Genomic DNA, 10,533 nt, shown 5'->3' with positions numbered 1-10,533 from the left:
CTGCAGGGCGTGCTGATCGTGCTGCTGTTCGGCGCCCTGCACGAGACCACCCACGGCACCGCCTTCCGGTCGCGCTGGCTGAACCAGGCGGTCGCCTGGTTCGCCGCCATGCTGACCCTGCGCCCGGCGCTCTACTTCAAGTATCGCCACGCCAGCCACCACACCTATACCCAGCATGCGACGCTGGACCCCGACATCGTCCCGCTGCCGCGAACCCTGGGCGAGTACCTGGCGCGCGTCCTGGGCCTGTCCTTCTGGGGCAAGCTGTGCGGCACGCTGTGGCGCAGCGCGCTGGGCCGCTTCAATGCGGACGAGCGCTCCTTCATTCCCGCCGTCGAGCGCGGCCGCGTGACTCGCGAGGCGCGCCTGCTGCTGGCGCTCTACCTCGGGGTGCTGGTGGTCTCGATCGTCCTGCAGAGCTGGGCGGCGGCGATCTATTGGCTGGTGCCGCGCATCCTCGGCGAGCCGGTGCTGCGCGCCATCCGCATGGCCGAGCACACCGCGGCGGCAGGGGGGGCGGAGGCCACCACGAAGCGGAACCCCGCCATTATGACGGCGGGTTTATCGGGGTTAACCGTGGCATGAATCTTGGGGTGCATCTTCATATCTCTCCAAAGTCACCGAAGCCCTGAGCCTGTCGAAGGGCGTTTATCGGCAAGGCGTGCTTCGACAGGCTCAGCACTACGGTGAAAACTTACCGTTCGCGGATCAGGTGCCCGTCCAATTGGGTTTGCGCTTTTCGGCAAAGGCCGCCGCACCCTCGCGCGCATCGTTGGTGGCGAACAGGTTGCCGAGCGTTTCGGTCTGCTTCTGCCACATTTCGGCTTCACTCCATTCGCCCGATTCGACGATGACCTGCTTCGATTTCTTGATCGCAAGCGGACCGTTGCCTGCAATGGTCTGCGCCAGTTCGATAGCTGCGTCGAGCGCGGCACCGGAAGTCAGGCGATTGACGAGGCCCAGTTCATAAGCGCGCTTGGCATCAACAAAATCACCCGTCAGCGCCAGTTCCATCGCGATGTGCGGCGGGATTTTCTTCGGTAGGCGCATCAGGCCGCCCGCTGCCGCGGCAAGCCCGCGCTTCACTTCGGGGATACCGAATTTGGCATTTTCGTTGGCGACTATCATGTCGCAGGCAATCGCGACTTCAAGGCCGCCTGCCAGCGCATAGCCATCGACCGCCGCGATCAAGGGCTTGGCAGGCGATTTCTGCGTGATGCCGCCAAAGCCACGGCCTGCAACGAAGGGCGTTTCGCCGCGCAGGAAGCCCTTGAGGTCCATACCCGAGCAAAAGGTTCCGCCTGCACCGGTCACAATGCCGACGCGCAGGTCGTTTTCGGCATCGAGCCGGTCGAGGGCGGCGGCGATCAGTTCCGATGCCTCCTTGTTCATCGCGTTCTTCGCGTCGGGGCGGTTGATCGTGATGATCAAAATGCCGTCGCGGGCTTCGACCAATGCGTCGCTCATGAATTATCCTCTCTTTACTTGGTTTTCGGAAGGCCGAGCACATGCTCGCCGATGATGTTGCGCTGAATTTCGCTGGTTCCGCCACCAATTGTAGCAGAGAAACTGTTGAGATAGCTGCGGTGCCAGAAGCCGCCATCGACGGCATTTTCGTCACCGACATAATAGCCCGCCTTGGTACCCTGAAACTGCAAGGCAAATTGCGTCAGTTCGCGCACCAACTCGGTCCGCGCTAATTTGTTCATCAGCGACAGCCCCATCGGGCGGTCCTGATTGAGCGGTGCCATCCGTCTGCGGGCATTGTTGAGGTTGAGCGCTTGCGCATCGATCAGGAATTCGACGAGCTTGTCGCGCATCACGGGGTCGTCGAGCAACGGCTTGCCCCCGCGCTGCGCGCTGCGTGCAAGGTCGAGGATTTCCATGACATCCATTTCCTTGGCGAAGGAACCCCCCGCTAGATTGGCCTTCGCCCCACGCTCATATTCGAGCGTCTTCATCGCGACCAGCCAGCCCTGGCCTTCCTCGCCCATGATGTCGCTGGCCGGGATACGGGCATTGTCGAAAAAGGTCTGTACGAAGCCATATTCACCGGTGAGCTTCTTGATCCGCCGGGTTTCGATGCCCGGAATACGCATAGGCGAAAGGAAGAAACTGAGCCCCGCATATTTGTTCGGCGCGTCGGGATTGGTCCGCGCGAGCAGGATCATCATATGCGCGCGGTCGCCAAGCGAGGTCCAGATCTTGGAGCCGTTCACTACATATTCGTCGCCATCGCGGACGGCACGCGTTTGCGCGTTACCGAGGTCCGAGCCATTTTCAGGTTCGGAAAAGCCCTGGCACCAGATTTCCTCCGCTGCCAGCATCGGCTTGATATAGCGCTTCTTCTGCTCTTCGCTGCCAATGTCTAGGATCAACGGCCCGGCCCAGCCATTGCCGATCGCGTTGAGCATGATCGGCGAATCATATTTCTTCATGATCCGCGTCGCGATCCGCTGAAATTCCGGATGCATGCCGCGCCCACCATATTCGGCGGGCCAGCTCATCCCGATATAACCAGCCTCATAAACCTGATTCTGCCATTTCTGCAGGAAATCAAACTGCTGGTCGGTCGAAACCTCCATGAAGGTCAATGGCAGCATGAAGCCCGGATCGGCGACGGTATGCTCGCGGAACCACGCGTCGCATTGCGCCTCGAAATCGGCGAGTTCTTGGGCGGCGGGCAAGCTCATATGTGATTCCTCTCTCGCGGTTTAATTGCGCGATTAAACCGAGGATTGCAATGCCTGTTCAGCGATTTTTTCATGCGACGCAACCAACAGCGCATGTTGCGTTCTTACAATTATTTACCCGTCCACTGATATATCCAACCGGCACAGAGCATAATCCGAGGGGGCTGGGAAAATATGCGTAAGTTGATTGGTTTTGCCGCGCTTGTCGCGGTGTGTGCGGGGGCAGGAGCGAAGGACGACGAACCTGCGCTGAATTTATCAAAATGCGAAACCAATTATGGCCCGACCGCGGGGGTCGAGGGCGACACCCAGGGCTGGACGAAATTTGGTTGGGGGAGCCCCCGCGAGCCGGTCAATGCGCTTGCACTCGAATCGGGCTGCTTCACGCCGCACAATCCGGCAAGCGGTGAACCCGCCAATTATTTGATGAATGTGATCGCAGGCGACAAGGAAGAAGTCGACAAGAGCATCAACCTTGCCAAGGCGGCGGTTACCGAGGGGCTGGTTCGTTCGGGGGCAGTCGGGGGTCTGGTTGGCGGCGTGCCGCTCGCAGGACCGTTACTGGGAATGTTTGGCGGCTTGGGTGGCAAGAAAAAGACCGTTGCAGCCGGCATTCGTGTCGTAAGCCCGGCCAACGGCCTGACCTTGGTCAGCGGCAGTGGTGAAGTCAAGAAATCCGCTCTTACTTTTGCCGGGGCTTCCGCTTGGGAAAGCGGCGTAAATGCCGCGGGCTATGGCTCGAGCAAGGACGGTAAAATGCTCGCCGAAGCCTTTATGAAAGCCTTTAACGCCGTCAGCGGGCAGGCATCAATCCTGTCGCAAGCCGCACCGTCACCAAAAGCCGGGGCAGGTGCGACCGCAGCCGTCGACACAAGCATGTACGCAGCCGCAAACAAGGAAAGTGCAGTCCTGCGCGCACTGCGGGCCGGAACCAGCCTCAATCCCACAGGCAACCGCGAAGGCCTATTTGTGGAAATGACCGATAATTTTGGAACCCGGGGGTGGGTGTCCGTCGAAGACCTGCAATAGCGACCCATCTGCATTCGACGGACACCCGTGCGGTCGTGCCTAAAAACACGGCCGCACTTTTTCGTTCCGGGCCTGCCTATTTGAACAGGCTGCCCAAAATTCCGCGTACCAAGGATTTGCCGAAACTGCCTGCCAGCTGGCGCCCGACCGAGGTCGCCGCTGACCGTGCGGCCGATTGCACCATCTTCTCAGCCATGCTGGGCTTGGCCGCCTCACGCGCCTGACGCGCGGCTTCGCGGGCAGCCTCTTTGGCTGCAGCTGCTTCCTGTTTTGCCTGCTCCTTGGCAGCAATCGCATCGGCCTTGGCCTGTTCCTCGGCGGCTTCTGCCGCCTCTGCGGCAGCGGCGGCTTGGGCGCCCTTGGCCATCAGAATTTCCTCAGCAGATTCGCGGTCAATCAGATCGTCATATTTGTCGCCAATCGCGTCGGTCGCGATCATCACGCCCCGCTCCTTGGCGTCGAGCGGGCCTGTGCGCGATGCGGGCGGCTTGATCAGCGTGCGTTCTACCGGCGTCGGCGAACCATCTGCTTGCAGCACCGAGACAAGTGCTTCGCCAACCTTCAACTCGGTGATCGCGGTGGTCACATCGACGCCAGGATTGGCGCGGAAGGTCTCCGCTGCTGATTTGACCGCTGCCTGATCACGCGGGGTGAAGGCGTTCAGCTTGTGCTGCACCCGATTGTTAAGCTGCCCCGCCACGGTATCAGGAATATCGATCGGGTTCTGCGTGATGAAATAGACGCCGACACCTTTCGAGCGGATCAGGCGGACAACCTGTTCGATCTTCTCGACCAGTGCTTTCGGCGCGTCGCTGAACAGCAGATGCGCCTCGTCAAAGAAGAACACCAGCTTTGGCTTGTCGGGATCGCCAATTTCGGGAAGCGTTTCAAACAGTTCGGAAAGCAGCCAAAGCAGAAAGGTTGAATAGAGCTTGGGGCTCTGCATCAGCTTTTCAGCGGACAGGATGTTGATGACCCCGCGCCCCTTGTCGTCACAGGCAATAAAGTCATCCAGATCGAGCGCAGGCTCGCCGAAGAACCGGTCGCCGCCCTGTGAACGCAGTTGCAGCAGCGAACGCTGGATAGAACCGACGCTCTGCTTGGACACATTACCATAAGTGGTGGTCATCTCTTCGGCACGTTCGGCGATGTTAACCAGCATCGCCTGCAAATCGTCGGGGTCGAGCAGCAGCAGCCCATCCTTGTCGGCAACATGGAAGGCGATCGTCAGCACGCCTTCCTGAACCTCGTTCAGATCCATCAGCCGCGAAAGCATCAGCGGCCCCATTTCGGAAACTGTGGTCCGCACCGGATGGCCATTTTCGCCGAACAGATCCCAGAATTGCACCGGATTGTCCGAATAGACCCATTCGCTGTCGCCTATCTCTTTTGCGCGGTTGACGAAATTTTCGTGGTTCTTTTGCGTTGCGGCACCCGCCATTGCCATACCGGCAAGGTCGCCCTTCACGTCGGAAACAAAGACCGGAACGCCATTGCGCGAAAAGCCCTCTGCCATCACCTGCAAAGTGATGGTTTTACCGGTGCCGGTTGCGCCTGCGATCAGTCCGTGCCGGTTGGCTCTTTTCCAGTTGATAGCCTGACGTGCGCCTTCGGCTGTCGAACCGATGAAAAGGCCTTCTTCGGACATTGAACATGCTCCCGTGAATGATTTCGATTGCATGAAGACAACTACGCCAACCCGTTCAGGTCAAGTAATATCAACTCCTATAACCTTGGATTTATGCGGCAACGCTTTGTCGGATGAGTCGAGTCAACTGGCCGCAAAGCTTGATTGGAGCGCTTTTCCGCTGCTGCTTTGCCCGCTAGTCATGCTTTGTAAAATTTTCGTGGGCTATGGTGTGTGGATGTTTGCTAGAACAGCTTTGATATTGTTGCTGCTTGCGGGCCTTGGTGGCTGCGTTTCGGCACCCGCAAAGGTCCCGCCGCAGGCGCAGTCCAAACCGCGAATCATCGTAACCCCGCCTGCCCCCCCATCTGTGCAGCGTCCAACGCCTCGCCCGGCAGAGCCAGCAAAATTGGCTCGCGCGACTGTGCCTGACCAGCTGATCGCCGAAATTGATACCGCATGGCGGCAATTTCCCGGACGCACCGGTATCGCGGTGCAGAGGGTTGACGGTGATTGGGTAACAGGAAAGCGCTTGGGCGAACTGTTCCCACAGCAAAGCGTCTCCAAAATGTGGGTGGCAATGACGATCCTCGATCAGATCGACAATGGCCGCGTTCGACTTGACCAGAAAGTGCGTATCACAGCATCGGACCTCGCCGTTTTCCACCAACCGATCCGGGATCGCGTACTTGCCAATGGAGAGATCGAAGAGACAGTTCTGAGCCTGTTGGAGCAGGCGATTACTGCCAGCGACAATACCGCGAATGACAGCCTGCTACGTACCGCAGGCGGGCCCGAAGCTGTGCGCAACTTCATCGAACGCAAGCGGCTGGGGAAAATCCGTTTCGGTCCCGGCGAACGGCTGATGCAAAGCCAGATTGCCGGGATGAGCTGGCAGCAGGACTATTCCATTGGCAGACGTTTCTATACGGCGCGCTCCGCAATTCCCCTGGAACGGCGCAAAGCGGCGCTGGATGCCTATCTGGCTGATCCGGTAGATGGCGCTGCACCTGATGCGATTGCCAGCGCGCTGGCCCGCCTGGCCAAAGGTGAATTGCTTTCACCCGCTTCGACACGCTTGTTGCTGGCAATGATGGAGCGCACCAAGAGCGGACCGAACCGTTTGAAAGCAGGTGTCCCGCCCGGGTGGCGTTTCGGGCACAAGACCGGTACCGGACAGGAACTGGATCCGGTTTCAACCGGTTACAACGACATCGGAATCATGACCGCGCCGGATGGCACACGCTATGCTGTAGTGGTGATGATCGCGAGTACGACTTCGGGCATTCCGTCGCGTATGGCGATGATGCAGGCGGTTTCACGGGCTGTCGCCGCGAACCATCGCTGATCGCTATTGGCTGACCTTATCGGCAAGAGTAGGCGGATCGGCCTGCTCTTCTTCGAGCCGCGCTGCGGCTTCGTCCAGCGCTTTGGCATCCTCGACGGAAACGCCACCTGGGCCCGGGTCGGTAGGCGCGGGACCGCATGCCGAGAGCAACAGGATCAGTGGAAGGCATTTGCGCATGACTGCGCTGTTACATTTGGCCGTTGGCGGAGGCAAAGAAAAAGGCTGCCCTGCAATGCAGGACAGCCCCTTTCAATTTCTAGCTGAAAGCTAAGAAGCTATTACTTGGTAGCTTCTTTTGCAGCTTCGCCAGCAGCAGCGGCAGCGTCGCCAGCCTTTGCAGCGGCGTCACCAGCAGCAGCAGCAGCTTCTTTGCCAGCTTCAGCAGCTTCGGCACCAGCAGCAGCTGCGTCAGTTGCAGCAGCTTCTGCACCAGCAGCAGCGTCGGTAGCAGCTTCAGCGCCAGCAGCAGCTGCGTCAGCAGCTTCTTCTGCACCAGCAGCAGCTTCTTCAGTGGTAGCTTCTTCTGCGCCCGAGCAAGCAGCCAGAGCCATTGCAGAAGCGAGAACGAGAGAAACAGCAATCTTTTTCATTTGGGAAATCCCCCTAACAAAGAACTTCAGAAAATCCTGACAAGCAGCATGCATTATGCATAGCTTGACTTGCGAGCGCTGCACTAGCGGCTTCAAACTTTTAACGCAATCGGGTTTTTTCTACAAAATGCGTAGAGTGCGTCCGTATGCCCGCATTTGGCGACCAGCAGTTCAAAAATGTGTCACAATTGCGCCAATTGACATGATATAAAGATTTCTTTATATGCCAATCCGATGACGCCTTTGCTCAACATAATGCGCGCGCTTGCCGATCCGACGCGGATGCGAATCACGCTGTTGATACGGCAGTTGGAGCTTTCCGTCAGCGAAGTCGTGCAGATTTTGGGCCAAAGCCAGCCGCGCGTATCGCGTCACATCAAGATTTTGGACGAAGCAGGTATCGCGGAGCGCCGCCGGGAAGGGGCATGGGTTTTCCTGCGTCCGGGCCCTATGTTGTCGCACCCTGCAATCGAGCCGCTGTTCAGCCTGCCGGGGACAGAGGATTCACGACCGGTACTGCGCGATCTGGCGCGACTTCAAGAAGTCCGCTCGGCGCGAACCGAAATGGCAGCTGCCTATTTTGATGCCCATGCCGAACAATGGGACCAGATCCGCTCGCTCCACATCGCCGAGGCGGAAGTGGAGGCGGCCATGCGCGCGCTGCTGGGTGAAGCGCCGGTTGGCCGGGTGCTCGACATCGGCACCGGCACCGGTCGCATGATCGAATTGTTCGCGCGGGATGCCGAACGCTTCGTCGCGCTTGATAACAGTGTGGAGATGTTGCGGCTCGCACGCGCCAAGCTGGGCGGGATGGAAGATGCCGCAACGGTGCAGGCGCACACGGAAATCGTGCTCGGCGATTTCAACACCCTGCCGTTCGCCGACGGCAGTTTCGACACCATCCTCTTCCATCAGGTGCTGCACTATGCCCAGCATCCCGAACGGGCGATTGCAGAGGCGGCACGCGTATTGGCCGTCGAAGGACGATTGCTGGTCGTCGATTTCGCCGCCCATGATCTTGAAGAACTGCGCAGCGTCCACGCCCATGCCCGCTTGGGCTTCACCGATGAAAGCATGGCGCGGGCTTTTGCCGGTACCGGGCTCGTACCGGCGCGCACCGAAACGCTAGCGGGCGGCAAACTCGCCGTCAAAATCTGGCTCGGCCAGCGGGGCAATGGTGCCATTGAATCTCCCAAACTCAGGATAGTTGCATGATATTGTCGCTCGACCAGATGGCCGAATCGCGCCGCGCGCTCGCCAGTTCACTCTTTGCGGGGCTACCGGGCGATGCCGAGATCAGCTTTGAATTCTTCCCGCCCAAAACCGAGAAGATGGAAGAGCAATTGTGGGATTCGATCGTGACGCTCGCCCCGCTTGCCCCTCGCTTCGTTTCGGTGACCTATGGCGCGGGCGGCTCTACCCGCGAACGGACACATAATACGGTCGCACGCATTGCAAAGGAAACGAACATCCCCGCCGCGGCGCACCTCACCTGTGTCGATGCCACGCGTGAGGAGATTGCCGAGGTCGCCCATGCCTATTGGGAGGCCGGCGTGCGCCATATCGTCGCGTTGCGCGGAGATCCGCCCAATGCAGGTGGCAAGTTTGAACCGCACCCGCAGGGTTATGCCAGTGCGGCCGAGCTGGTCGAAGGGCTGCGCAAGCTGCACCCGTTCGAGATTTCGGTCAGCGCCTATCCCGAAACCCACCCCGAAGCCGCGACCGCACAATCAGACATAGACTTCCTGAAGCGCAAGCTGGATGCAGGCGCGAGCCGCGCAATCACGCAATTCTTCTTTGAACCCGAAACCTTCTTCCGCTTCCGCGATGCCGTGGCAGCAGCGGGTGTCGAAGCCGAGATCGTTCCCGGCATCATGCCGGTATCAAATTTCGCCGCGATCCAGCGCATGTCCAAAATGACGGGCACGGCAATCCCCGAATGGATGGCGCATCTGTTCGAAGGGCTCGACGACCACCCTTCGGCGCGCCAGCTTGTCGCCGCCACAATCTCCGCCGAAATGTGCCGCAGGCTATATGCAGGCGGTGTGCGCCAGTTCCATTTCTACACCTTGAACCGGGCAGAGCTCAGCTATGCCATCTGCCACCTGCTCGGCAAACGCCCGGTCGAAACCGCGAAGGAAGCCGCAGCATGAGCGCCCGCGAAGAGTTCAACCACCGCTGCAAGGAACGCATCCTTGTGTTCGACGGCGGATATGGCACATCAATCCAGCGCTACAAGCTGGAGGAAGCCGATTATCGCGGCGACCTTGATCTGGCGAAGGACCAGAAGGGCAATAACGATCTGCTCTCGATCACCCGGCCCGACATCATCGGCGCGATCCACGATGCCTATCTGGAGGCGGGCGCGGATATGATCGAAACCAACACCTTCAGCTCCACCCGTGTCGCGATGGCCGACTATGGTTGCGAGCATCTGGTTCGGCACATCAATGTCGAAAGCGCCAAGCTCGCTCGCGCCTGCGCCGACAAGGCCGAGGCGAAGGATGGTCTCAAGCGTTTCGTCGCAGGCTCCATCGGCCCGACCAACAAAACGCTGTCATTATCGCCCGATGTCAACGACCCCGGCTATCGCGAGGTCGATTTCGACACGCTGAAGGCCGACTATCGCGAACAATGCGATGCGCTGATCGAAGGCGGGGTCGACTTTCTGCTGATCGAAACGATTTTCGACACGCTCAACGCCAAATGCGCAGCAATGGCAGCGCAGGAGGCCGCGGCGGCAAGCGGTCGCGATGTACCGCTGATGATCAGCATGACGATCACCGACATGGCGGGCCGCAACCTGTCTGGCCATACCGTGCAGGGTTTCTGGAACACCATCCGCCATGTTAAGCCGCTGACCATCGGTTTGAACTGCTCGTTCGGGGCAGACCTGCTGCGCCCCTATCTGTCCGAACTCGCCAAAAATGCGGATGCACTGGTGATGGCCTATCCCAATGCCGGCCTGCCCAACGAGCTTGGCCAATATGACGAATTGCCCGAGCAGACCGCAAAGCTGATCGAGCAATGGCTCGACGAAGGACTGGTGAATGTCGTCGGCGGATGCTGCGGCACCACGCCAGCGCATATCGCAGCGATTGCCAAGGCGGTTGCCGACCGAGCGCCGAGGCAGGTGCCGAGCGCGCCAGTGGTGACGCGGCTCGCCGGGCTGGAGCCTTTTGTGATGGCGGCTTGAGTCAGAAAATAAGGATTGTGTCACCCCCAACTTGTTTGGGGGTCCATGGT

The 10,533-nt window shown here is 59.5% G+C and carries 11 protein-coding genes; 6 read left to right on the top strand and 5 right to left on the bottom strand.

The genetic code is table 11. The features are described from left to right. The coding region (locus tag Q0239_RS04280; RefSeq protein ID WP_298598936.1) for a fatty acid desaturase at positions 1-585 on the top strand (585 nt) is incomplete at its 5' end. 123 nt (positions 586-708) lie between these two features. Here the strand turns inward: Q0239_RS04280 and Q0239_RS04275 are convergent. Continuing rightward, a complete protein-coding gene (locus Q0239_RS04275) occupies positions 709-1,467 on the bottom strand; it encodes a crotonase/enoyl-CoA hydratase family protein (RefSeq protein ID WP_298598932.1) in 759 nt (252 codons plus the stop codon). Positions 1,468-1,481: 14 nt separating this feature from the next. Then, entirely contained in the window at positions 1,482-2,693 is a 1,212-nt protein-coding gene (locus Q0239_RS04270; protein ID WP_298598929.1) for an acyl-CoA dehydrogenase family protein, read from the bottom strand. A 174-nt stretch (positions 2,694-2,867) separates the two neighbouring features. Between Q0239_RS04270 and Q0239_RS04265 the strand changes: the two genes are divergently transcribed. Beyond that, on the top strand, positions 2,868-3,722 hold the full coding sequence (locus Q0239_RS04265) for an SH3 domain-containing protein (protein WP_298598926.1): 855 nt from the start codon (positions 2,868-2,870) through the stop codon (positions 3,720-3,722). 76 nt (positions 3,723-3,798) lie between these two features. Here the strand turns inward: Q0239_RS04265 and Q0239_RS04260 are convergent, their stop codons facing one another. Continuing rightward, positions 3,799-5,370 (bottom strand): helicase HerA-like domain-containing protein, encoded by a 1,572-nt coding sequence (locus Q0239_RS04260; protein WP_298598923.1) that lies wholly within the window; start codon positions 5,368-5,370, stop codon positions 3,799-3,801. Between the two features lie 217 nt (positions 5,371-5,587). Here Q0239_RS04260 and Q0239_RS04255 point away from each other — a divergent pair, with 217 nt between their 5' ends. Next, the gene (locus tag Q0239_RS04255; RefSeq protein ID WP_298598920.1) at positions 5,588-6,697 is read left to right on the top strand and encodes a serine hydrolase; all 1,110 of its coding nucleotides are present in this window, start codon (positions 5,588-5,590) and stop codon (positions 6,695-6,697) included. A gap of 3 nt (positions 6,698-6,700) precedes the next feature. On the opposite strand, the gene Q0239_RS04250 is transcribed toward Q0239_RS04255, so the two are convergent. Beyond that, positions 6,701-6,874, bottom strand: coding sequence for a hypothetical protein (locus Q0239_RS04250; RefSeq protein ID WP_298598914.1), 174 nt, complete (start codon positions 6,872-6,874; stop codon positions 6,701-6,703). A gap of 79 nt (positions 6,875-6,953) precedes the next feature. After that, positions 6,954-7,277, bottom strand: a complete 324-nt coding sequence (locus Q0239_RS04245) for a hypothetical protein (RefSeq protein ID WP_298598909.1) — start codon at positions 7,275-7,277, stop codon at positions 6,954-6,956. A gap of 244 nt (positions 7,278-7,521) precedes the next feature. Between Q0239_RS04245 and Q0239_RS04240 the strand changes: the two genes are divergently transcribed. The 3 genes from Q0239_RS04240 to Q0239_RS04230 are packed head-to-tail and all read left to right on the top strand — an operon-like array spanning position 7,522 to position 10,483. Next, positions 7,522-8,502 (top strand): metalloregulator ArsR/SmtB family transcription factor, encoded by a 981-nt coding sequence (locus Q0239_RS04240; protein WP_298598906.1) that lies wholly within the window; start codon positions 7,522-7,524, stop codon positions 8,500-8,502. Then, positions 8,499-9,440, top strand: a complete 942-nt coding sequence (metF, locus tag Q0239_RS04235; RefSeq protein ID WP_298598903.1) for a methylenetetrahydrofolate reductase — start codon at positions 8,499-8,501, stop codon at positions 9,438-9,440. Before Q0239_RS04240 ends, metF begins: the two co-directional genes overlap by 4 nt. Beyond that, the gene (locus tag Q0239_RS04230) at positions 9,437-10,483 is read left to right on the top strand and encodes a homocysteine S-methyltransferase family protein (RefSeq protein WP_298598900.1); all 1,047 of its coding nucleotides are present in this window, start codon (positions 9,437-9,439) and stop codon (positions 10,481-10,483) included. Before metF ends, Q0239_RS04230 begins: the two co-directional genes overlap by 4 nt. The last annotated feature ends 50 nt before the right edge of the window (positions 10,484-10,533 follow it).

The organism is uncultured Sphingorhabdus sp. (assembly GCF_937872355.1).
GTDB lineage: Bacteria > Pseudomonadota > Alphaproteobacteria > Sphingomonadales > Sphingomonadaceae > Sphingorhabdus_B.
Note: the sequence above shows the minus strand (reverse complement) of the source record. Positions and strands in the feature narration are given on the sequence as shown.

Excerpts from the sequence above, each read along its gene's own strand:
- Q0239_RS04275 (WP_298598932.1), bottom strand. The coding sequence starts at position 1,467 with ATGAGCGACGCATTGGTCGAAGCCCGCGACGGCATTTTGATCATCACG.
- Q0239_RS04270 (WP_298598929.1), bottom strand. The coding sequence starts at position 2,693 with ATGAGCTTGCCCGCCGCCCAAGAACTCGCCGATTTCGAGGCGCAATGC.
- Q0239_RS04265 (WP_298598926.1), top strand. The coding sequence starts at position 2,868 with ATGCGTAAGTTGATTGGTTTTGCCGCGCTTGTCGCGGTGTGTGCGGGG.
- Q0239_RS04260 (WP_298598923.1), bottom strand. The coding sequence starts at position 5,370 with ATGTCCGAAGAAGGCCTTTTCATCGGTTCGACAGCCGAAGGCGCACGT.
- Q0239_RS04255 (WP_298598920.1), top strand. The coding sequence starts at position 5,588 with ATGTTTGCTAGAACAGCTTTGATATTGTTGCTGCTTGCGGGCCTTGGT.
- Q0239_RS04250 (WP_298598914.1), bottom strand. The coding sequence starts at position 6,874 with ATGCGCAAATGCCTTCCACTGATCCTGTTGCTCTCGGCATGCGGTCCC.
- Q0239_RS04240 (WP_298598906.1), top strand. The coding sequence starts at position 7,522 with ATGACGCCTTTGCTCAACATAATGCGCGCGCTTGCCGATCCGACGCGG.
- metF (WP_298598903.1), top strand. The coding sequence starts at position 8,499 with ATGATATTGTCGCTCGACCAGATGGCCGAATCGCGCCGCGCGCTCGCC.
- Q0239_RS04230 (WP_298598900.1), top strand. The coding sequence starts at position 9,437 with ATGAGCGCCCGCGAAGAGTTCAACCACCGCTGCAAGGAACGCATCCTT.